Source organism: Azospirillum halopraeferens DSM 3675 (assembly GCF_000429625.1).
Lineage (GTDB): Bacteria > Pseudomonadota > Alphaproteobacteria > Azospirillales > Azospirillaceae > Azospirillum > Azospirillum halopraeferens.
The window spans coordinates 409,461-431,770 of sequence record NZ_KE386927.1; the positions used below are offsets into that span (position 1 = coordinate 409,461).

Below are 22,310 nucleotides of genomic sequence, written 5' to 3' on the forward strand. Positions count from 1 at the left end.
GCGGGCGCCTACTCCTCCCGTTCCGCCAGGTGGACGTTGCGGCCATCCGCGCGTTCCAGGATGGCGCCGGCGCGCCGCTCCGCGTCGAGGTCGGCGACCCGCACCCACAGGATGACGCCGCCGGCCTCCAGGGCGCGGGCGAACTCGTCGGGCTCGGGATGGCTCGTCAACTTGTCCAGATAGTCCTTGATGGCCACGCCGCCGATGCCGGCGGCGACCAGTGCAGCCAGCGGCGCGGTGATCGGGCCGCCGACGAGGGCGATCAGGCCGGCGGTGGTCAGGGGGAAGGCGTACTTCATCTCTCCCACCAGGCCCAGCATCGCCTCGTCGCCGGGCGGCGACGGGTCGGCGGCGTCCAGCGAGGTGTGCGAGGAGAGCACGCTGAGATCCTCGCGCGCGAAGCCGTCGGCCAGCAGCGCCTCCACGGCGCGGTCGAACGCGTCGCGCCGTTCGAACAGGGCAACGACCTCGCGCACCTGCCGGCCGGTGTCGGTAACGGTGTCCTGCGCCACGATCCTCTCCATACGCGTTTTTCTTCGGACGGGCCGGCCCCGGAGCGCCGGCGTTCGTAAGGTCCAGTCTATCCGCAGGGCCGCCGGGGCGCCAGTGCGCCGCCCCGCGGCCATCAGGCCGTGCGCCGGGGCGGCACCGGTGCTATAGACGGAGTCCTTTCCGTACGAACCGATTGCGGCCTGCCTCCCCGTGTCCGACACAGCCCCGACCCTTCCCGACGCCGCCACGCCGATGATGGCGCAGTATCTGGAGATCAAGCGGGCGCACGCCGACTGCCTGCTGTTCTACCGGATGGGCGACTTCTACGAGATGTTCTTCGAGGATGCGGTCGCCGCCGCCCGCGCGCTGGACATCGCGCTGACCCGGCGCGGCCAGCACCAGGGGGAGGACATCCCCATGTGCGGCGTGCCGGTGCACAGCCACGAATCCTATCTGGAGCGGCTGATCCGCCAGGGCTTCCGCGTCGCCATCTGCGAGCAGATGGAAGACCCGGCGGAGGCGAAGAAGCGCGGGTCCAAATCGGTGGTGAAGCGCGGCGTGGTGCGCATCGTCACCCCCGGCACGCTGACCGAGGAATCGCTGCTGGACGCCCGCTCCTCCAACTGGCTGGCGGCGGTGGCGGAGGCCGGCGGCGGCGTGGCGCTGGCCTGGCTGGAGCTGTCGACGGGCGAGCTGGCGGTGCAGCCGCTGGAGCGCGCCGGGCTGGCGGCGGCGCTGGGCCGCCTCGACCCGCAGGAACTTCTGGTGCCCGAGCGCCTGGCGCAGGCCCCCGACCTGTTCGAGCTGTGGGGGGAGTGGAAGCGGCGCATGGCGGTGCTGCCCAACCCGCGCTTCGACAGCGAGAACGGGCGCAAGCGCCTGCTCGACCTCTACGGCGTCGGCACGCTGGACGCCTTCGGCGGCTTCGGGCGGGCCGAGGTGGCGGCGGCCGGCGCGCTGGTCGCCTATGTGGAGATGACGCAGAAGGGCCGGGTGCCGCGCCTGTCCCCCTTGCGCCGGGTGCAGCCGGGCGCGGTGCTGGAGATCGACGCCGCCACCCGCCGCAACCTGGAGCTGACCCGCACCATGACCGGCGAGCGGCGCGGCAGCCTGCTGGCGACCATCGACCGCACCGTCACCGGGGCCGGCGCGCGGCTGCTGGCCGCCCACCTCGCGGCCCCGCTGACCGACCCGGCGGCCATCGCCCGGCGGCTCGACATGGTGGACTTCGCGCGGACGGAGGAGCGGCTGCGCGTCGACGCCCGCGCCGTGCTGGCCCGCTGCCCCGACCTGGAGCGCGCCCTGTCGCGCCTGACCCTGGGCCGCGGCGGCCCGCGCGACCTGGCCGCCGTGCGCGAGGCGCTGACCGGCGCCGGCGAACTGAAGGCCCTGCTGCTGGGTGGCGGCGTGCCGCTGCCCGACGGCCTGGCCCGCGTCGCCCGGGGGCTGGGGGAGCACACGGCGCTGGTGGCGCAGCTCGGCGAGGCGCTGGCCCCCGACCTGCCGCTGCTGGCGCGCGACGGCGGCTTCATCGCGCCGGGCTATTCCTATGCCCTGGACGAGCTGGTAACCCTGCGCGACGAGAGCCGGCGGCTGATCGCGGGGTTGCAGGCGAAATACGCCGACCTGGCCGGGGTGCCGACGCTGAAGGTCAAGCACAACAACGTCCTGGGCTATCACATCGAGGTGACGGCGGCGCACGCGGACAAGCTGATGACCGGCGGGGCGCGCGAGACCTTCATGCACCGCCAGACCATGGCGAACGCCGTGCGCTTCGGCACGGTGGAGCTGTCGGACCTGGAGCGCCGCATCTCCGAAGCCGCCGACCGCGCGCTGGCGGTGGAGCTGGAGCTGTTCGAATCGCTGGTGTGCGCCGTCGCCGCCGAGGGCGAGGCGGTGGCCGCGGCCGCCCGCGCGCTGGCCGCGCTGGACGTGGCCCTGGCGCTGGGCGAGCTGGCGGCGGAGCGGCGCTACACCCGCCCGGTGGTCGACGACACCACGGCCTTCACCATCCGCGGCGGCCGCCACCCGGTGGTGGAGGCGGTGCTGGAGGCCGGCAACACCGGTTCCTTCGTGGCCAACGACTGCGACCTCGCCCCCGACAGCCGGCTGTGGCTGCTGACCGGCCCGAACATGGCGGGCAAGTCCACCTTCCTGCGCCAGAACGCGCTGATCGCGGTGATGGCGCAGATCGGCAGCTTCGTGCCGGCCGAGCACGCCCGCATCGGCGTCGTCGACCGGCTGTTCAGCCGCGTCGGCGCCGCCGACGACCTGGCGCGCGGCCGCTCCACCTTCATGGTGGAGATGGTGGAGACCGCGGCCATCCTGAACCAGGCGGGCCCCCGCGCGCTGGTCATCCTGGACGAGATCGGCCGCGGCACCGCCACCTTCGACGGGCTGTCCATCGCCTGGGCCTGCGTGGAGCACCTGCACGACGTCAACCGCTGCCGCGCCCTGTTCGCCACCCATTACCACGAGCTGACGATGCTGGCGGCCAAGCTGCCGTCCTTGTCGTGCCACACCATGCGCATCAAGGAGTGGCAGGGCGACGTGGTCTTCCTGCACGAGGTGACGGCGGGCGCGGCCGACCGCAGCTACGGCATCCACGTGGCCAAGCTGGCCGGCCTGCCCGAGGCGGTGGTGGGCCGCGCCGGCGAGGTCCTGAAGATCCTGGAATCGGGCGACCGGAACGCCGCCATCCACCGCCTGGCGGAAGACCTGCCCCTGTTCAGCGCCGCCCTGAAACGCCCGCCGCCGGCCCCGGAGACGGCGGCCCCGTCCTCCGGCCCGTCACCGGTGGAGGAGGCGCTGAAGGCCCTGGACCTGGACGACCTGACGCCACGCCAGGCGCAGGAGGCGCTGTACCGGCTGCGCGGGATGGTGGGCTGATCCTCCGCCTTCCGCCACGCCGGGGGGACGTGTGCCCCTACGCTTCACCGTCGCGAGCCAGCAGTTCGTCCAGTTCGGTGATCTTCCGGCGCGCTTCGGCGATGCTCTGGAGCGTCATGTCGACCGTCTGTCCGGCGGCATCCCGGGTGCCGACCTGCATGCGACCGGATTCCAGCCACTCCAGCCGGGCTTGCTGCTGCATGCGTTCGTGCCGGCACCAGTCGGCCAGCGTGCGGAAGGCTGCCATGGAATCGCTCCGTCTCCGTGCGGTCAAACCGTAAGGGTGGGGAGCGGGGGTGCCGAATGACACCCCCGGGGTCACAGCGTCCGGATGACCGATATCAGGCCAGACCCTTGGCCACCAGGGCCGACAGGCGGCGGGCGAAGGCGGCGGGGTCGGGGACCGGGTCGCCCTCGACGATGCGGGCCTGGTCGAGCAGCAGCCACGCCACCTCCCCCAGGTCGGGGTCGGCGCCGTTGGCCTTCGCCCGTTCGGCCAGGCGCACCACCAGCGGGTGGGCGGGGTTCAGCTCCAGGATGCGGGTGGCCCCATCGGCGCCGAGCTGCTTGTGCTGCTTCAGCAGCCGCTCCAGGTGCATGTCCATGTCGGTCTCGTCGGCGACGAGGCAGACGGCGCTGTCGGTCAGGCGTTCGGAGCGGCGGACATCCTTCACCGAGGAGCCCAGCGTCAGCTTGAACAGGGCCAGCAGGCTGTCCAGCGCGTCGGCCGGCGGCTCCTCGGGCTTCGGCGTCCCGGCGTCATCGGCCGCCTTGATGCGGCCCAGGTCGGCGCCGCCCTTGGTGACGGACTTGAAGCGCTTGCCCTCGTACTCGCCCACCGACGGCACCCAGAACTCGTCCACCGGGTCGGTCAGCAGCAGCACCTCGACGCCGCGGGCCCGGAAGCCTTCGAGCTGCGGGCTCTTCTTCAGGCTCTCCGCGTCGTCGCCGGAGATGGTGAAGATGGCCTCCTGCCCCTCCTTCATGCGCCCGACGTACTCGTCCAGCGACACCAGCCCGTCGCCGTGGGTGGTGCGGAAGCGCAGCAGCTTCAGCAGCTCCTTGCGGTGCTCGAAATCCTCGTACAGACCTTCCTTCAGGACCGCGCCGAAATTCTCCCAGAAGGTGGCATAGGCGTCGGCCGATTCCGGATCGCCGGCCTTCTTCCCCAGCTCGTTCAGCACGCGCCGGGTGATGCCGGAGCGGATCTTCGACAGCATCGGGTTGTGCTGGAGCATCTCGCGGCTGATGTTGAGCGGCAGGTCCTCGCTGTCCACCACGCCCTTCAGGAAGCGCAGGTAGGGCGGCACCAGCCCCTCCGCCCCGTCGGTGATGAAGACGCGCTTGACGTACAGCTTCACCCGGTGGGCGCGCTTGGGGTCGAACAGGTCGAAGGGTTTCATGGAAGGGACGAACAGCAGGTTCGTGTACTCGATCGCCCCTTCCGCCCGCCAATGGATCGTCAGCCACGGGTCGTCGAAGGCGTGGCCGGCGTGGTGGTAGAACTCCCGGTACTGCTCCTCCGTCACCTCGCTCTTGGAGCGCATCCACAGCGCCGAGGCGCTGTTCAGCGTCTTCACCGATTCACCCGCGCCGAAGCGGATGGGGATGGCGATGTGGTCGGAGTACTTGCGCACGATGGTGGAGAGGCGGGTCTCCTCCAGGTACTCGTCATCGCCCTCGCGCAGGTGCAGGACGACGCGGGTGCCGCGCGCCGCACCGTCGGCCTCGCCGATGGTGAACTCCCCCTTGCCGTCGGAGGTCCAGCGCCAGCCCTGCTCCTCGCCCGCCTTGCGGGTCAGCACCTCGACGCGATCGGCCACCATGAAGGCGGAGTAGAAGCCCACGCCGAACTGGCCGATCAGGCTGACGTCCTTCTTCGCGTCGCCGGTCATCCCGCGCATGAAGGCGGCGGTGCCCGACCGCGCGATGGTGCCCAGGTTCTCCACCAGGTCTTCGCGGTTCATGCCGATGCCGTTGTCGGCGACGGTCAGCGTGCGGGCCTCCTTGTCGACCAGCAGCGTGATCCCGAGATCGGCATCGCCGGCCGTCAGCTCCGGCTGGGTCAGGGCGGCGTAGCGCAGGCGGTCGCAGGCGTCGGAGGCGTTGGACACCAGCTCGCGCAGGAACACTTCCTTCTCGCTGTAGAGGGAGTGCGCGACGATGTCGAGCAGGCGGCTGACCTCGGCTTGAAAGCTAAGCCGTTCCTCGGTCATCGGGGTCACCATTTCAATCGGTTGTCGTTGCGGCGGGGGGTGCGGCCGGGCCGGCCGAACCCGGCGGATATGTGTGGGAATGCCCCCCGCCGCGCAAGGGGCCGGAACTCTGCAACCCGTTCCGGCCCCGGGGCGGCTTTGCACCCGCCGCCCCGCTCCCTATTCCTTGCGCCGGACCTTGGGGGCCGGCTCGGGAGGGGCCGCGGGGGCGCCGCCCATCAGGGCGTTCATGTCGGCGCCGTTCAGCAGAACGGCGCCGGTGTCCGTCAGTTCGATGCGGTAGCTGCGCACGTCGGTGCCCGCCTCGTCCTTGGTCTGCTGGCCCAGCGCCTGGAGCATGGCCAGCATGCCCAGCGTCTCCTGCGTCTCGGCGTCGGGCCGCCGCCCGGCCTTGGGTTGCAGGTCGCGGACCGCGGCGTCCAGGCCGCGCAGCTCCACCGTCAGCTCGCCGACCGCCCCCATCGCGGTGTCCGGCGCGAAGCGGGCGGCACCGGTGGAGCGGCCGCCCACCGCCGGCATGTCGAGGACCAGCTTGTCCAGCCGCAGCTCCGTGCCCGAGCGGCCCAGCGCCTCGACCAGCCGGCCCATGGCGGCGTCGGCGCCGCCACCGCCGTCGCCCTCGGTCGCCGCCGCGGCCATCGCCTGCCACAGGGCTTCGTTGGGGATGTTGGCGAACGCCAGTTGCACGTCGATCCGCTCCGGCATGAAGGCGTCCGGCGCCACCGCCGGATCGACGCGCAAACCGCGGGCGTCGAAGCCCAGGGTCGCCGTCGCCCGCTCGCCGCCCAGCGACTCGACACCGCCGCGCACGGCGAACTGCTCCAGCGACACGGTCCCGCCCTCCTCCGGGTCGACGACGGAGAGGCCGGTGATGCGGGCCCGGAAGGTGGCGCCGTCCAGCAGGCCGCGCATCGCCTCGATCACCTCCGCCGCATCGGGCACGGAGCCGGTGGGCAATGCCTGCGACAGCCGGCTCAGCCGGTTGGCGCGCTCCAGGTCGAATCGGCTGTACTGGATCTCGGAGGTCAGGCCGGCCAGGTGCAGGATCGGATCCTCCTCCACGTTCTCGTGGAAGACCAGTTCGCTGATGGCCATGGCGCCGGGTCCGCTCCAGGTGGAGGGGCCGTCGGGCTGCAGGTCCAGCATCAGGGACAGCGAGCCGACGGTGAGCCGCCCCTCGTCCCCCGGCACCACCATCGCCAGGTCGCCGACCATGGCGTCCAGCGCCACCACGGTGTCGTAGGGGGCGATCCACACGCCGGCGATCTTCTGCCGGCCGATGGTGATCGACCCCGCCGGCGCACCCTTCTCCACGATGGTCATGGAGGACGGCACCGTCGCCTCGAAGGCGTAGCGCCCGTCTCCCTGCGGGCGGACCGCCAGGCGCACCGTGCCGACGTCGAGCCGCGCACCGTCGGAGTCGGTGGTGGACAGGGCCGGCAGCACCACGTCGTAGCGGTCGCCGGCCGGCGCCACCACCGGGTCGCCCTGCCAGGTGAAGACGGTGCCGTCCGCCTGCGGTGCCAGCCAGCGCCGCATCCCCTCGGCCAGGGCGGCCTTCAGGTCCTGCGCACCCTGCTGGTCCACCGTTACCGACGTACCGGCCGGCGCCGGCGCACCGGGCGGGGCGGCGGCGGGCGGCGGGCTCTGGGCCAAGGCACCGCCCCACCCGCCGGCGGCGAGCGTCAGCGCAAGGACGGCGGCGGGAGTGCGGAGCGGGCGTCGCATGGGACCTCTCTGGTGATCGGGGGTCGGAGGCACCAGTTAACAGCGTCCGACCGCCGCGGTCCACCTGCGGTGCGGCGGCATGGGCGGTGCGGCGGCGCCCGGGCTTGCATCCCCGCGCGCACGGACCAATGCTTAGAACCATGGTAGAAGCCTATTCCGGCCCGGCGGGGCGGGTCACTGCGGTGCTGGGGCCCACCAACACGGGCAAGACGTACCTCGCCATCGAACGGATGCTCGGCTACCGCACGGGCATGATCGGCTTTCCGCTGCGCCTGCTGGCGCGCGAGAACTATGACCGCATCGCCGCCGCCAAGGGCCGCAACGCCGTGGCGCTGGTGACGGGCGAGGAGAAGATCCTGCCGCCCAACCCCACCTACTGGGTCTGCACCGTCGAATCGATGCCGCTGGACCGCCCGGTGGAGTTCCTGGCGGTGGACGAGATCCAGCTCTGTGCCGATCCCGAACGCGGCCACATCTTCACCGACCGGCTGCTGCACGCCCGCGGCCTGGTGGAGACCATGTTCCTCGGCTCCGACACCATCCAACCGCTGATTCGCCGGCTGGTGCCGCGCGCCGAGTTCATCAGCCGGCCGCGCTTCTCGCAGCTCACCTACGCCGGCCACCGCAAGCTGACGCGGCTGCCGCCGCGCTCCGCCGTGGTCGCCTTCTCGGCCACCGACGTTTACGCCATGGCCGAACTGATCCGCCGCCAGCGCGGCGGCACCGCGGTGGTGCTGGGGGCGCTCAGCCCGCGCACCCGCAACGCCCAGGTCGGGCTGTACCAGGCGGGCGAGGTCGACTACCTCGTCGCCACCGACGCCATCGGCATGGGCCTGAACATGGACGTGGACCACGTCGCCTTCGCCCGCCTGGTGAAATTCGACGGCATCCAGCCCCGCCGCCTGCGCGCCACCGAGGTGGCGCAGATCGCCGGGCGCGCCGGCCGCCACATGCGCGACGGTACCTTCGGCACCACCGACGAGGTGGGGGAGCTGGAGCCCGAACTGGTGGACCGCGTCGAGAACCACAGCTTCGAGACGCTGAAGGCGCTGATGTGGCGCAACGCCGACCTGCGGTTCGACACGCCGGGGTTCCTGCTGAAGTCGCTGGAGGAACGCCCGCCCCTGCCCGAGCTGGTCCGCGCCCGCGACGCCGACGACCACCTGTCGCTCCAGGCGCTGGTGCGCGACCCGGAGGTGATGGCGCTGGCCAGGGGCAAGGCGGCGGTGAAGCTGCTGTGGGAGGTCTGCCAGGTCCCCGACTTCCGCAAGGTGCTGTCGGACGCCCACACCCGCCTGCTGGGCCGGATCTTCCTGCAGCTCCGCGCCCCCGCCGGCCGCCTGGACGAGGAGTGGGTGGCCCGCCAGGTGGCGCGCCTGGACCGCACCGAGGGCGACATCGACGCGCTGGTGGCGCGCATCGCCCACATCCGCACCTGGACCTACATCTCCAACCGGCCGGCCTGGCTGAAGGACCCGCTGCACTGGCAGGAACGCTCCCGCGCCATCGAGGACAAGCTGTCCGACGCCCTGCACGAGCGGCTGACCCAGCGATTCATCGACCGCCGCTCGGCGACGCTGGCGCGCACGCTGAAGGACGGGCGGGCGCCGCTGGGCGGCGTGCGCGCCGACGGCGAGGTGGTGATCGAGGGCCACCCGGTGGGCCGGCTGGAGGGGTTCCGCTTCGCCCCCGACGCCCCCGAACGCTCCGACGAGGCGCGCGCCCTGCTGACCGCGGCGCGGCGCGCCCTGGTGGACGAGCTGGCCAAGCGCGTGCGCGCCTTCGAGCAGGAGCCGGACGAGGCGTTCGCCCTGCAGTCCGACGGGGTGCTGGCGTGGCGCGGGCTGCCGGTGGCGCGGCTGGGCGCCGGCCCGTCCGTCCTGGCCCCCCTGGTGGTGCCCCGCGCCGACACGCTGCTGGACCAGTCCCAAAGCGACCGGCTGCGGGTGCGGCTGGAGTCCTGGCTGAAGGGTCATGTGGCGCAGCGGCTGAAGCCGCTCCTCGACCTCGGCCGGGCCGAGGAGCTGGCGGGGACGGCCCGCGGCCTCGCCTTCCAGCTTGAGGAAGGGCTGGGGGTGCTGCCGCGCGCCGCGGTCGCCGGGCTGGTGGAGGGGCTGGAGCGCGACGACCGCCGGGCGCTGGGCAAGCGCGGCGTCCGGCTGGGGGTGACGCACCTCTATCTGGCAACGCTGCTGAAGCCGGCGGCGGTGGCGCTGCGGGCGCTGCTGTGGGCGGTGCACGCGGGCCTGCCGCTGCCGCCGCCCGCCCCGCCGCCCGGCCGCGTCTCGGTCGCGGCCGCCGGCGGCGGCACCCCGCCCTACCCCGCCGCCTTCTGGGAGGCCATCGGCTATCCCCTGGTCGGCCCGCGCGCCGTGCGCGTGGACATGCTGGACCGGCTGGAGGTCGAACTGGTAAAGGCCAGGGACGGCGTGCTGCCGCCGGAAGCGACGCTGGCCCAGATCATCGGCACCGGCGCCGGGGAACTGGCCGAGGTGCTGACCGCGCTCGGCTACCGGCGCACCGAGACCGGGGACGGCACCGTCACCTGGCGCCGCCGCCCCGGCCGCAACCGGCCGCGCGCCGCCAAGCCGCCCCGGGCCGACCATCCCTTCGCCAAGCTGCGCCACTTCCAGGGGGCCGGATGACCCATCCTCCCGCAACCGATCCCGCCGACGATCTCGTCGACGACGACCTCATCGACGATGATCTCGTCACCGACGCCGGACCCGCCCCCGGCGGCGGGCGGCTGCGCATCGACAAGTGGCTGTGGTTCGCCCGCTTCTTCAAGACGCGCAGCCTGGCGGCGAAGATGGTGGCGGCGGGCGGGTTCCGGAGTTCCGGCACCCCGGTCGCCAAGGCCCACCACGCGGTGAAGCCGGGCGACGTGCTGACCTTCCCCCAGGGGCGCCACATCCGGGTCGTCCGGGTGGTGGCGCTGGGCAGCCGCCGCGGCCCGGCGGAGGAGGCGCGCACCCTCTACGAGGACCTGGCGCCGCCGGCGCGCGAGACGGCCATGGACCCGGCCGCCCTGCCCGCCGCCCCCCGTCCCACCGGCGCCGGCCGCCCCACCAAGCGCGACCGCCGCGCCGTGGACCGGCTGAAGGGGGACGCTTGATACCGGGTTCGGAACGCCCTGACGTCTGAACCCGGTATCGGCCGCGACGGCGGCCGCGGCCCGATAGGGCCGAAGCCTGCGTGGCGTTTGAACGCAGCGGTCAGGATCTTCCTGACCGCGTTCAACGCCGCCGGAAGACCACGGTCAGGTTGTTGGCCGGCATCTCCACCACGTCGGCCGGGTCCAGCCCGGCCGCGGCGGCGGCGGCGGTGACATCGTCCAGGTCGCGCACCCCCCAGGCGGGGTTGCGGGCGCGCAGGTCGGCGTCGAAGGCGGCGTTGCTCGGGGCGGTGTGGCGGCCGCCGCGGGCGTAGGGACCATAGAGCACCAGCGGCCCGCCCGGCGGCAGGATGCGGGCGGCACCGGCCATCAGGCCGAGCGTCGCGGCCCACGGGGCGATGTGGATCATGTTGATGCACACCACCGCATCCGCCCGCTCCACCGGCCAGGGCGCGGCGGTCGCGTCGAGCGCGACGGGCGGGCGCAGGTTGGCCAGGCCGGAGTCAGCCACCCGGGCGGCGATACTCGCACGGGCGCCCTCGTCGGGGTCGCTGGGCTGCCAGATCAGGGCCGGCAGCGCCGCCGCGAAGTGGACGACGTGCTGGCCGGTGCCGCCGGCCACCTCCAGCACGTGGCCGGCGGGCGGCAGCACGCGGACCAGGATGGCCAGGATGGGATCGCGGTTGCGCTCGGCCGCGGGGGCGTGGCGGCGGGGATCGGGGGGTGTCACGGGCGAGCCTCCGGGGATCAGCGGACGGCGACGGCGTCGATCTCGACCCGCGCGCCGAGCGCCAGCCCGGCCGCGGCGAAGGCGGAGCGGGCGGGATAGGGGCGCTCCAGACGGCTCTCGTAGACGGCATTGAAGGCCGGCCAGTCGGCCATGTCGCGCAGCATCACCGTGACCTTGACCAGGTTGCGGGTGGTCATGCCGTTGGCCCGCAGCACGGCGACGAGGTTGTCCATGGCCTGGCCGAACTCGGCCTCCGGCGTCGCGTTCACCAGCTCCAGCGTGCCCGGCCGGATGCCGATCTGGCCGGAGAGATAGACCGTGCGCCCCACCGCCACCGCCTCGGAAAAGGGCAGCGCCGGCGGCAGGATGCCCGCCGGTGGCAGCGGTTCGGCCGCCGGGCGGCCGCGCACGCCGCGCCCGGTCAGCACCGCCACCGCCACGGCCGCCGCCAGCGCCAGGGCCGGCAGCACCATCATCCAGACGCCGCCATCCATGCCGGCCTCCCCTGTTGCCACGTGATCCGGCGGGCGGGCCGGCCCGCCCTGTGATCCGGCGGGCAGGCTAGCCCGCCTTGGCGCGGGCGCGCAACACCGTGACGGTCTCGCCGCCGATGCCCCAGTTGTCGGTGTCCACCTCGTCGATGACCACGACGGTGGTAGCCGGGTTCTTGCCCAGCACATCGACCAGGAGCTGGGTCGCCCCCTCGATCAGGCGGGCCTTCTGCTCGGGCGTGGCGCCTTCGCGGGTGATCTTGATGTTCACGTACGGCATGGGACCTCCCCGGTGGATGCGGCGGACCGGCGGGCCAGCACCATGCCGGCCAGCAGGCAGAGCGCCGCCAGCGCCACGGCGGCGGCGGCCCCCATGAGCGCCGCGTCGAAGCTGCCGGTGCGCTCCACGGCGATCCCGGCCGGCAGCGGACCCAGGATCTGCCCGAGGCCGTAGGCCGCGGTGAGCGCGCCGATCACCCGCGCCGATGCGCCGCCCGACAATTGCCGGCCCAGCGTGAAGGCGAGGGTGACGATGCCGATGAAGGTGCCGCCGTAAAGGGCGGCGGACAGGATGCCCGCCGCCGGGCCGCCGGCCAGCGGCAGCGCCACCCCGACCGCCTGCACCAGGTGGGCGGCGATCAGCGCCTGCCACAGGCCGAAGCGCCGACCGGCCGCCGCCCACAGCAGGCCGGAGGGTATGGCGGCCAGCCCGGCCACCATCCACGCCGCCTCCCCCACGGCGGCGGTGTCGGGAACGGCCTTGAGCAGCGCCACCAGGAAGGTGCCGGTGACGATGTAGCCGCCGCCCTCCAGGAAATAGGCAACGGTCAGCAGCAGCAGCGGCACCGACAGGCGGCCGCCCGCCGCCTTGCCGCCCGCGGCGGCGGCGGTGTTGGCGGGGGGGGCGTCGCGGTCGTGGACCCACAGCCACACCGGCACCGCCAGGACCGCGCACAGCGCGCCCAGCACCAGCCAGTCCCCCGCCCAGCCGAGCCGGCCGCCGGCCAGGGCGACGAACAGGCCCGACCCGGCGATGCCCAGCCCGACACCCGTGTACATCCACCCCGCCAGCGTCTCGCGCCCGGCGCGCGCCAGGGCATCCAGCACCATGGCGACGCCGAGGATGAAGACGCCGGCGCTGGCCAAGCCCGAGAGGAAGCGCAGCACCACCCAGCCCGCCATCGCCTCGCCCAGCCCCATGGCCGCCGTCGTGGTCACGCTGGCGACCAGCGCCGTGCGGAAGGTGAGGGTGCGCACACGCCCGCGCGGCACCAGCCCGGCCCCCACGGCGCCGAGGAAATAGCCGAGGTAGTTCAGCGACGCCAGCAGCCCCGCCCCGTCGCCGCCCAGGCCGGTGGCCTCCTGCATGGCCGGCAGGATCGGCGTGAAGGCGAAGCGCCCCATCCCCATGGCGATCGCCAGCATCAGCACGCCCCCCGTCAGCACCCGAACCATCGCCGCCCCCGCCGTTCGCATCCGCGGTGCAGCATGCCGGGGGCGCCCGGCCGGTTACCAATGAATTATGGGAATGCGATCGTTCACTTTCGCTGATGCGGCGCAAGCGCCCACACACGCGATGGGGTTGCAGGGGCCGGACGGGCCGTGCTAGGCAAGCCTGCCGCCGGCCTGTGGCGCCGAGTGTCGCCCGAGTCGTTCCCGATTTGGTTGTGATTCGGTCGCAGGATCCCCCTGCAGCATTCCCCCGGGGGGCGGGGCGGCCCAAGGCGCCGGACCGGGCGCGAACTGCGGAGACCCTAGCATGCCCTACGTCGTCACCGACGGCTGCATCAAGTGCAAGTACACCGACTGCGTCGAGGTCTGCCCCGTCGACTGCTTCTACGAAGGCGAGAACATGCTCGTCATCCACCCTGACGAGTGCATCGACTGCGGCGTGTGCGAGCCGGAATGCCCGGCCGAGGCGATCCTGCCGGACACCGACGGCAAGGCCGAGTCCTGGCTGGAGATGAACCGCGAGTATTCCACCCAGTGGCCCAACATCACCCGCAAGAAGGATGCGCCGGCCGACGCCGACAGCTTCAAGGGGATGGACGGCAAGTACGAGAAGTTCTTCAGCCCCAAGCCGGGCACCGGGGGCTGACGCAGGCCGGCCGCGCCCGCGCCGGCGGCGGGAGCGGCCATGTTGCCATGCAGCAGGATCGGGTCGGCCATACGGCGCCGCTGCCCGGTTTTCTCGCGCCTGCACGCCGGTAACCTTTGTAACTCCGGCGTAACATCGGTATACTCCCGCGCCGGAGCCGGCCACAGCGCCATTGCCGGTACTCCCATCGAATGAAGGACTCCTGATTTCCCTGACCGACGCGGGGTTTCCCCCCGCGCAGCGGCATGGATGTCACAGGGTCCTTTTTCGCTCCGTCCACAGGGGCGGCAAAAATGGCGTGGTCGCGAGAAGAGAGCCAACCAAGATGTCGAACAAGCTTGAGTTCGAAGCCGGGGATTTCGTCGTCTATCCGGCTCACGGCGTCGGTCGAGTCGAGGGAATCGAAACCCACCACATCGCGGGCCAGGAGATTCAGCTTTACGCGATCACCTTCGAAAAAGAGCGCATGACGCTCAAGGTGCCCGTCACCAAGGCCAGGAACTCGGGTTTGCGCCGTCTCAGCACCAAGGACCGCATCAAGGTCGCCCTGGAGACGCTGCAGGGCCGCTCGCGCATCCGCCGCACCATGTGGAGCCGGCGGGCCCAGGAATACGAAGCGAAGATCAACTCCGGCGATCCGGTCTCCATCGCCGAGGTGGTGCGCGACCTCTACCGCGGCACCGACCAGTCCGACCAGTCCTACAGCGAGCGCCAGATCTATCAGGCGGCGCTCGAGCGTCTCGCCCGCGAACTCGCGGCGGTCGAGAAGATCGACGAGCTGAAGGCCACCGAGCGTCTGGAACAGGTCCTGAAGAAGGCCGCCTGATCCGGCGACGGGGTTCGGCTACGGAACGGGGGCGGCGCCGCGGCGCCGCCCTTTTCGTTTGCGCTCCCGGCCGGCTCCGGCGCGGGGAGGGCGGGAGACATTGACCGGCATTTGTGGTTTTCGCCTTTCCTCCCCGCCGCCCGCCGCATACACTTGCCCCCGCCGCCCGCCATCAGCCGACGAGTCACGCCGCCCGCACCGTCCACAGCCCGACCCGCTCCCCTCCCCATATCCGACCCGCCGATGTCCGACCCGCAGAAGCCCGACAAGCAGAAATTCGCCGATCTCGGGCGGCCGCGGCGCATCTGGGCCGTCGGTGCGGTCCACGCGGAAGCCGGGCGTCTGGCGGCGGTGCACGCGGCCATCGCGGCGGAGTTCCGGCCGGGCGACCGGCTCGTCTATCTCGGCAATCTGATCGGCCGCGGCGAGGCGGTGCTGGACACCCTGGACGAGGTGCTGGGTTTCCGCCGCACCCTGCTGGCGCGGCGCGGCATGGCGGCGACCGACATCGTCTATCTGCGCGGCGGCCAGGAAGAGATGTGGCAGAAGCTGCTGCAGCTCCACTTCGCCCCCAACCCGCGCGAGGTGCTGGACTGGATGATGCGCCAGGGGCTGGCTCCCACGCTCGCGGCCTACGGCGGCACGGTCGAGCAGGGCATGGCGGCGGCACGCGGCGGCACCGTGGCGCTGGGCCGCTGGACCGCGTCCCTGCGCAACGCCATGCAAGGGCGTGACGGCCACGCCACCCTGTTCAGCGCCCTGCGGCGGGCCGCCTACACCGGCAGCCCGGAGGCGCCGGAACCCGGCGGCGTGCTGCTGGTCAACGCCGGCATCGACCCGTCCCGGCCGTTCGGCCACCAGGGCGACAGCTTCTGGTGGGGGGCCCACGGCTTCGCCCGCATCGACGCGCCCTACGGCGGCTTCGCCCGGGTGGTGCGCGGCTACGACCCCGCCGGCCAGGGCGTGCGGATCGGCGACGTCACCGCCACCCTGGACGGCGGCTGCGGGTCCGGCGGGCCGCTGGTCTGCGGCCTGATCGCCCCGACGGGCGAGGTCCTGGAGCTGTTCCAGGCGTAAGCCCGGCGGGGGGCTTGACGCCGCCGACCCCGCGGTTATCTCAAGGGCGGAGAACCGGGCGTACCGTCCTTCCGCCGTCCGTCTGCGGTCCCCCGGCCTCCTCATCCTTTCGTCCCATCCGCGGCGTTTTCACGCAGCCGCGGTGATCCGCCATCCCGTCCGCTGCGTAAAAGGATGCAACGGGGTGGATGACCGGCTGTTGTGTTGACGTCGGTGCGCAATTCGGGGGTGCGACGACCGGCGGACCAAGCGCGGCCTGGAGACGGGAAGGAAGGGACAAGCCGATGGCCTATATCGATGATCCGGAGACACAGCGCGCGAACCTGAGTTTCATCAAGGCGTCGATGCGCGAGCCGCTGCTGTCGCGCGACCATGAGTTCGACCTGGCGCGCAAGTGGCGCGACGACGGCGACGAACGGTCGCTGCACACGCTGGTGCGCGCCTACACCCGCCTGGTCGTCGCTACCGCCGCACGCTTCCGCAACTACGGCCTGCCCATGGGCGACCTCGTCCAGGAGGGCAACGTCGGCCTGATGCAGGCGGCCAGCCGCTTCGAGCCCGACCGCGACGTCCGCTTCTCCACCTACGCCGCCTGGTGGATCCGGTCGGCCATGCAGGACTACATCCTGCGCAACTGGTCGATCGTGCGCACCGGCACGACCGCGGCGCAGAAGTCGCTGTTCTTCAACCTGCGCCGCCTGCGCGCCCGCATCGAAGGGGCCGGCAGCGGCGGCCTGACCCGCGAGGGGCGGGAGTGGATCGCCGGCGAGCTGCGCGTCGACGTGACCGAGGTGGAGGCGATGGAGATGCGCCTGTCGGCCGCCGACCAGTCGCTGAACGCCCCGGTCGCCGACGGCTCCGACGACGACTGGCAGGACTTCCTGGCCGACCAGCGGCCGAGCCCCGAGGACGTGGTGATCGGCATGCGCGACGCCGGCACCCGGTCCCGCTGGCTGGCCGAGGCGCTGGGCGAGCTGTCGCCGCGCGAGCGCACCATCATCGAGGAGCGCCGCCTGCGCGAAGAGGGCGCCACCCTGGAGGAGCTGGGCCGTGAACTGGGCGTCAGCAAGGAGCGGGTGCGCCAGCTCGAGCACCGCGCCCTGATGAAGCTGCGCCAGTCCATGCTGAAGCGGGTGGAGGGCTACACCGACCTGCTCGCCGACGCGTGAGCCGCCCTTCCCGCTCCCGTCGCTCCTCACCCACCCTTGCTCGACCGCCGCGGCGGCCCTGACGGCCCCGCGGCGGTTGCTTTTTCCGGACGTCGGGCGCCGGACGTTTAAGATCATTCATATGATCCTGGATGTCCGGCGTGTCCGTATCCCCGTCAGCCCCGTGCCCGCCAGTCCCGCGTGGCGCGGCGGTCCACCGTCAGGGGGACGACGCCGCGGGCGGCGTCGCTGACCAGGTCCATGACGTTGCAGGCGGCGATGTCGAGAAGGCGGTGCTCCATGCGGGCGTGGCGCTCCGCCTGCAACGCCCGGCGGACGGGGTCGGCCAGCGGGTCCACCGGCTCCTCCCGGCCGGCCAGGAAGGCGGCGCGGTCCAGCAGGTCGATGCGGCGCTGCGACAGGCGCAGGCGCAGCAGGTCGCCGTCGCGCAGCGCGCCGATGCCGCCGCCGGCGTAGGCTTCCGGCGTAACGTGGCCGATGCAGGCCCCCTTGGTCACACCGGAATAGCGCCCGTCGGTCATCAGGATCGACGACGCCTCCAGCAGGCGGTGGTGGCGCAGGTTCTGGGAGGGGGAGAACATCTCCGGCATGCCGTAGGCCATGGGTCCCTGGCCGGCGATGATGAAGGCGAAGGACAGGGCGTTGCCGGCCAGCAGCGACCGGAAGTCGCCGGGCGTGCCGCCGTTGCGGGCGACCACGGCGGCGATCAGCGCCTCGTCCACCCCCCCGGTGGCGCGCAGCCGGTCGACCAGGTCGGCGGCGGCGAAGTCGGCGTTGCAGACGTGCTCGTTCTCGTAATAGCGCACCACGAAGATATGATCATCGAAGTGAGCGTATTGCGCATCCGTCATGCCCGAGACCTTGACGACGCAGCTTTCGAAGAAGCTGCCCCCCAGCACCTCGACGCCGGAGCGGCGGCGCACCGGCGTGGTGCGGATCACCGCCGCCTCGCCCAGGGCGGGGTCGACGGGGGTGGTCAGGCCGGCGGTGCGCTCGCCCCAGGTGGTGCCGGTCACCGTCGGCGCGTCCAGGTCCATGGGAACGCCGAGGTCGGTGAGCACGCGGTAGAGGCTTTCCATGCCGCGGTGGTGTCCGGCCAGGAACTGCTGCGCCAGCACGAAGGTGTCGCGGTTCTCGGTCAGGCTGTGGGCGAACACCTCCGGCACCGGGGTGGCGTCGCGGATGGCACGGTAGTCGTCGATGGTCACGTCATAGCCGGCGTGGCGCATGATGCAGGGCAGGTGCAGCAGCATGTTGCTGGACGAGCCCGTGGCGTTGTGGATGCGCACCACGTTGGCGAAGTTGGCCCGCAGCAGCGCGCACAGGCTGAACTCCGGCCGGTTGATCAGGGCGAACAGCCGATCGACGCCGCTCGCTACCGCGTCGGCGCCGGCCAGGCCGGTCAGCAGCTCCAGCTCCGGCGGGGTCAGGCCGAAGGCGGCCAGCATGGTGCGCGAGGAGTTGCCGGTGCCGTTGAAGGCGCAGATGCCGCCGTGGTGGTCGCAGGTGTGCTCCGCCAGGGCATTGAGCAGGCGGCGCTCCGTCGCGGCGTCCACCAGGCCGAGATTGCGCGCCCGCGCGAGCTGGCCGGCGAACGCCTCGTCGGAGGAGCATTGCAGGATGTACTTCAGGTTCCCGTCGATGTCGTCGCCCAGGTCGCCGTGGCCGGCGGCGCGGGCGCGGGCGGCCAGACCGGCCAGCTCGTCGCGTACCGCATCGGGGATGCGGCCGCCCTTCAGTACGTGCTCGGGCGCGAACACCGCCCACACCGGCGCCCGGTCGCCGCGGTGGCGCCGCGCCACCTCGGCGGCGGCGAGGCCGGAGAGGATGGCGCTGGGGCTCTTGTCGCAGCCTGCCAGCACGTAGGCGGCGTGGTAGCTGTGCCCCTCGAAGGTGATGTTGACCGCCCGCGCGGTGTCGTTGCGCGAGGCGAGGCTGTAGCTCTGGCCGATGTTGTTCTGCGCCGTGCCGTCGCAGATGACGGGCACGGCGAAGGCGAAGGGAACGCCGCCGTTGCGCCAGATCCGCGCCGCCGCCATCAGGGTGTGCGGGCGGTCCAGCAGGTGGGCGGGGTGGTCGGGCGGGCCGGCGATGATGGCGATGCGCGGCCGGTTGGCCACCAGCCGCTCCACCACCTCGGCCATGGTCACCGGGCCCGGCAGGGCAAGCGGGCCGCCGGACGGCAGTTCCCGCGCCGCGTCCGCCAGCAGGCGCACCACCGTGATGGGCTGGTTGGCCAGCCCCTGGATGCAGTCGCGGTAGGGGTTCGCGGCCTCCGCGACGGTGACGGGATCGGCCGGCATGTTCACCATTCCGCGACGCTCCCGTCCTCGTGGCGCCACACCGGGTTGCGCCAGCGATGGCCCTCGCGCGCCCGCTCGATCACGAACTCCTCGTTGATCTCCACCCCCAGGCCGGGGCGGTCGGGGATCGCCATGTAGCCGTCGACGATGGCCAGCGGGGCGGGGTCCACCAGATAGTCAAGGACGTCGTTGCCCCGGTTGTAGTGGATGCCCATGCTCTGTTCCTGGATGAACGCGTTGTGCGACACCGCGTCGATCTGCATCGAGGCGGCCAGGGCCAGCGGACCCAGCGGGCAATGGGGGGCCAACGCGACGTCGTAGGTCTCGGCCAGGGTGGCGATCTTGCGCCCCTCGGTCAGGCCGCCGCAGTGGGACAGGTCGGGCTGCACGATGTCGACGCAGCGCGCCTCCAGAACCGGGCGGAAGTCGGAGCGGCTGAACATCCGCTCCCCCGTGGCGATGGGATAGCCGAGGCCGGCGGTGATCTGGGGCAGGCAGTGCAGGTGCTCGGGCAGCACCGGCTCCTCGACGAACAGGGGGTGGAAGGGCTCCAGCTCGCGCAGCAGCACCTTGGCCATGGGGCGGTGGACGCGGCCGTGGAAGTCGACGGCGATGCCCACGTGCGGCCCCACCGCCTGACGCGCCTCGGCGAGGCGGGCGACGGCCTCCTCCACCTTGGCGTGGCTGTCGACGATCTGCATCTCCGGCGTGCCGTTCATCTTGAAGGCGGTGAAGCCCTTCGCCACCACCTCGCGGGCGTGGCGGGCCACGTCGGCCGGGCGGTCGCCGCCGATCCAGCAGTACATGCGCATGCGGTCGCGCACCCGCCCGCCCATCAGCTCGTGCACCGGCACGCCCAGCGCCTTGCCCTTGATGTCCCACAGGGCCTGATCGATGCCGGCGATGGCGCTCATCAGGATGGGGCCGCCGCGGTAGAAGCCGCCGCGGTAGAGGACCTGCCAGATGTCCTCGATGCGGCGCGGGTCGCGGCCCACCAGATGGTCGGCCAGTTCGTGCACCGCCGCCTCGACGGTGGCGGCGCGGCCTTCGATCACCGGCTCGCCCCAGCCGGCGACGCCCTCGTCGGTCTCGATCTTCAGGAACAGCCAGCGCGGCGGCACCTGCCACGTCGTCAGCTTGGTGATCTTCATGGTTCGCAGAACTCCTCTCGATGTCGCCGTTGCGCGAACCGGTCTATCGGATGGGCCACAGGGCGATGGACGGGTAGAACAGGATCGCCGCCAGGACGATGAGCTGGATGACGATGAAGGGAAGCACGGCGGCGTAGATGTGCTTCAGCGTGATCTCCGGCGGCGCCACGCCCTTCAGGTAGAAGGCGGCCGGGCCGAAGGGCGGGCTGAGGAAGCTGACCTGCATGTTCACGGCGAACAGGATGCCGAACCAGATGGGGTCGTAGCCCAGCTTGACGACGATCGGCACGAAGATGGGCAGGGCCAGCATGGCGATGCCGATCCAGTCCAGGAACAGGCCGAGGACCAGCAGGATCAGCATCATCACCATGATGATGTAGACCGGCTCCGCGTCGATGCCGAGGATGGTGTTGGACACGAAGGCGTTGCCGCCCATCAGGTTGTAGACGCCCACCAGGGCCGCGGCGCCGATGCCGATCCAGATGATCATGCCGCAGGTGTTGATGGTCTGGATCACCGATTCCTGCACCAGGCGGAAGGTGAGTTCCCGGCGCACCACGATGGCCATGAAGACGCCCAGCACGCCCATCGCCGCCGCTTCGGTCACCGACGCCACGCCACCGTAGATGGTGCCCAGCACCAGGAAGGCGATCATGCCCGGCAGAACGATGGCGCGCAGGGCCCGCAGCTTCTCCGACCACGGCAGGTTGGCCTCCTCCTTCGACAGGGGCGGTCCCAGCTCGGGGTTGCGGATCGTGCGGAACAGCACGTAGGCCATGTAGGAGAACATCAGGATGACCGCCGGCGTGATCGCCGCGGTGAACAGGTCGGCGATGGAGACGCTGGCGATCAGGCCGTAGATGATCAGCACGATGGAGGGCGGCATCATGGTGCCGAGCGAGCCGCCCGCGCACACCACGCCGATGGAGATGTTGCGGTCGTATCCCAGGCGCAGCATCTGCGGCAGGGCCAGCATGCCCAGCAGCACGATCTCGCCGCCGATGATGCCGGACATGGCGGCCAGGAAGAAGGCGACCACCAGCGTCTGCACCGCCACGCCGCCGGGCACCCGCCCGGCCAGCATGCGCATGCCGTTGAACAGGTCGCGCGCGATGCCGGAGCGGTCCAGCAGCGAGGCCATGAACACGAACATCGGCACGGCGACCAGCGAGTATTCGGTGATGAAGCCGTAGACCCGCGCCGTCACCAGCGGCAGCGCCATCGGCCCGAACCAGCCGAAGGTGAAGACCAGCGCCACCAGCCCGGTGACGAAGGCGAGCGGCAGTCCGGTGAGCAGCAGGCCGAAGATGCTGCCGACGAGGACGTAGGTCCCCCACTCGATGCCCATGGCGGAAAAGCCGAGATTCATCATGGCATCAGCCCTCCTTCGGGGCGGCGCCGGGGGCGGAGCCGTCATAGCCGCGCCCGCGCAGGGCTTGCACCAGATGGATCAGCGTCTGCACCAGCATGATGGCGACGGACAGCAGGATCATGATCTTGATCCAGGCCGGGAACGGCGGGTTCCACGAGGTGCCGGAGCGTTCAAGCTGGATGGCGCCGGTGGGCGCGTGGGTGGCTGTGTAGACCATCGACCAGGCGGCGAAGGTCATGCCGGCCAGGAAGACGACGGTGATGACGGAGTTCACCACGTCGAGCCAGCGCCGCGCCCGCGGCGGCACGGCGTCGTAGATCAGCCGCACGCGGATGTGCTTGTCGCGCGCCAGGGCGATGGGACCGCCGAGCGCGAAGATGATGGCGATGAGGAAGACGGTGGTCTCGTGCACCCACGACGTCGGGCTGTCGAGGAGGTAGCGCATGCCGACCTCGTAGACGCTGACGACGGCGGCGACGAGCACCAGCCAGGCCACCACCCGGCCGCCCTCGGCGATGACGGCGTCGAGCGTGCTGCGGATGTGGCCGTCCCGGCCGTTGGGGACGAGCGGCTGCTGGCCGGCGTCGGTGTCGGACAGCGCCGCGAGTGCGGGGCTGCCGCGGGGTGGGATGCGGGGGTCGGTGGTCATGGCG

19 protein-coding genes are annotated in these 22,310 nt (G+C 72.0%); 7 read left to right on the plus strand and 12 right to left on the minus strand.

Annotated features, from left to right (window positions below):
• Window positions 1-8: 8 nt before the first annotated feature.
• Window positions 9-512, minus strand: coding sequence for a hypothetical protein (locus tag G472_RS0126520; protein WP_029010795.1), 504 nt, complete (start codon window positions 510-512; stop codon window positions 9-11).
• A 232-nt stretch (window positions 513-744) separates the two neighbouring features.
• Between G472_RS0126520 and mutS the strand changes: the two genes are divergently transcribed.
• Window positions 745-3,381: a DNA mismatch repair protein MutS gene (gene mutS / locus G472_RS0126525; RefSeq protein ID WP_051341366.1), complete on the plus strand. Its 2,637-nt coding sequence runs from the start codon at window positions 745-747 to the stop codon at window positions 3,379-3,381.
• A 37-nt stretch (window positions 3,382-3,418) separates the two neighbouring features.
• On the opposite strand, the gene G472_RS0126530 is transcribed toward mutS, so the two are convergent.
• The 3 genes from G472_RS0126530 to G472_RS35850 form a co-directional block, all read right to left on the minus strand.
• Window positions 3,419-3,628, minus strand: a complete 210-nt coding sequence (locus tag G472_RS0126530) for a hypothetical protein (protein ID WP_029010797.1) — start codon at window positions 3,626-3,628, stop codon at window positions 3,419-3,421.
• Between the two features lie 94 nt (window positions 3,629-3,722).
• Window positions 3,723-5,597, minus strand: a complete 1,875-nt coding sequence (htpG, locus tag G472_RS0126535; RefSeq protein WP_029010798.1) for a molecular chaperone HtpG — start codon at window positions 5,595-5,597, stop codon at window positions 3,723-3,725.
• 159 nt (window positions 5,598-5,756) lie between these two features.
• Window positions 5,757-7,325 carry a hypothetical protein gene (locus G472_RS35850; protein WP_156927263.1) on the minus strand — a complete coding sequence of 523 codons (1,569 nt, stop codon included), beginning with the start codon at window positions 7,323-7,325 and terminating at the stop codon, window positions 5,757-5,759.
• Between the two features lie 128 nt (window positions 7,326-7,453).
• On the opposite strand from G472_RS35850, the gene G472_RS0126545 reads away from it, so the two are divergent.
• Entirely contained in the window at window positions 7,454-9,970 is a 2,517-nt protein-coding gene (locus G472_RS0126545) for a helicase-related protein (RefSeq protein WP_245593588.1), read from the plus strand.
• On the plus strand, window positions 9,967-10,440 hold the full coding sequence (locus G472_RS0126550) for an RNA-binding S4 domain-containing protein (RefSeq protein ID WP_084536917.1): 474 nt from the start codon (window positions 9,967-9,969) through the stop codon (window positions 10,438-10,440). The genes G472_RS0126545 and G472_RS0126550 overlap by 4 nt, the downstream gene beginning before the upstream one ends.
• 121 nt (window positions 10,441-10,561) lie before the next feature.
• Here G472_RS0126550 and G472_RS0126555 read toward each other — a convergent pair whose 3' ends face one another.
• The 4 genes from G472_RS0126555 to G472_RS0126570 form a co-directional block, all read right to left on the minus strand.
• Window positions 10,562-11,170, minus strand: a complete 609-nt coding sequence (locus G472_RS0126555) for a DUF938 domain-containing protein (RefSeq protein WP_029010801.1) — start codon at window positions 11,168-11,170, stop codon at window positions 10,562-10,564.
• A gap of 17 nt (window positions 11,171-11,187) precedes the next feature.
• Window positions 11,188-11,664: a Rid family hydrolase gene (locus tag G472_RS0126560; protein ID WP_211100258.1), complete on the minus strand. Its 477-nt coding sequence runs from the start codon at window positions 11,662-11,664 to the stop codon at window positions 11,188-11,190.
• A gap of 67 nt (window positions 11,665-11,731) precedes the next feature.
• Window positions 11,732-11,941 (minus strand): tautomerase family protein, encoded by a 210-nt coding sequence (locus tag G472_RS0126565; protein ID WP_029010803.1) that lies wholly within the window; start codon window positions 11,939-11,941, stop codon window positions 11,732-11,734.
• The gene (locus G472_RS0126570) at window positions 11,929-13,116 is read right to left on the minus strand and encodes a YbfB/YjiJ family MFS transporter (protein ID WP_029010804.1); all 1,188 of its coding nucleotides are present in this window, start codon (window positions 13,114-13,116) and stop codon (window positions 11,929-11,931) included. Before G472_RS0126570 ends, G472_RS0126565 begins: the two co-directional genes overlap by 13 nt.
• A gap of 304 nt (window positions 13,117-13,420) precedes the next feature.
• Between G472_RS0126570 and fdxA the strand changes: the two genes are divergently transcribed.
• From fdxA to G472_RS0126590, 4 genes are all read left to right on the plus strand, one after another.
• A complete protein-coding gene (gene fdxA, locus G472_RS0126575) occupies window positions 13,421-13,759 on the plus strand; it encodes a ferredoxin FdxA (protein WP_029010805.1) in 339 nt (112 codons plus the stop codon).
• A 325-nt stretch (window positions 13,760-14,084) separates the two neighbouring features.
• Window positions 14,085-14,585 (plus strand): CarD family transcriptional regulator, encoded by a 501-nt coding sequence (locus G472_RS0126580; protein ID WP_029010806.1) that lies wholly within the window; start codon window positions 14,085-14,087, stop codon window positions 14,583-14,585.
• A 243-nt stretch (window positions 14,586-14,828) separates the two neighbouring features.
• On the plus strand, window positions 14,829-15,662 hold the full coding sequence (locus G472_RS0126585) for a hypothetical protein (protein WP_029010807.1): 834 nt from the start codon (window positions 14,829-14,831) through the stop codon (window positions 15,660-15,662).
• A gap of 284 nt (window positions 15,663-15,946) precedes the next feature.
• The gene (locus G472_RS0126590; RefSeq protein WP_029010808.1) at window positions 15,947-16,831 is read left to right on the plus strand and encodes an RNA polymerase factor sigma-32; all 885 of its coding nucleotides are present in this window, start codon (window positions 15,947-15,949) and stop codon (window positions 16,829-16,831) included.
• A 155-nt stretch (window positions 16,832-16,986) separates the two neighbouring features.
• On the opposite strand, the gene G472_RS0126595 is transcribed toward G472_RS0126590, so the two are convergent.
• The 4 genes from G472_RS0126595 to G472_RS35855 are packed head-to-tail and all read right to left on the minus strand — an operon-like array spanning window position 16,987 to window position 22,306.
• Entirely contained in the window at window positions 16,987-19,143 is a 2,157-nt protein-coding gene (locus G472_RS0126595) for a dihydroxy-acid dehydratase domain-containing protein (protein WP_029010809.1), read from the minus strand.
• Window positions 19,137-20,285, minus strand: coding sequence for a galactonate dehydratase (gene dgoD / locus G472_RS0126600; protein WP_029010810.1), 1,149 nt, complete (start codon window positions 20,283-20,285; stop codon window positions 19,137-19,139). The genes G472_RS0126595 and dgoD overlap by 7 nt, the downstream gene beginning before the upstream one ends.
• Window positions 20,286-20,328: 43 nt before the next feature.
• The gene (locus G472_RS0126605) at window positions 20,329-21,657 is read right to left on the minus strand and encodes a TRAP transporter large permease (RefSeq protein WP_211100259.1); all 1,329 of its coding nucleotides are present in this window, start codon (window positions 21,655-21,657) and stop codon (window positions 20,329-20,331) included.
• 4 nt (window positions 21,658-21,661) lie between these two features.
• Window positions 21,662-22,306, minus strand: a complete 645-nt coding sequence (locus G472_RS35855) for a TRAP transporter small permease subunit (protein ID WP_051341414.1) — start codon at window positions 22,304-22,306, stop codon at window positions 21,662-21,664.
• Window positions 22,307-22,310: the final 4 nt, after the last annotated feature.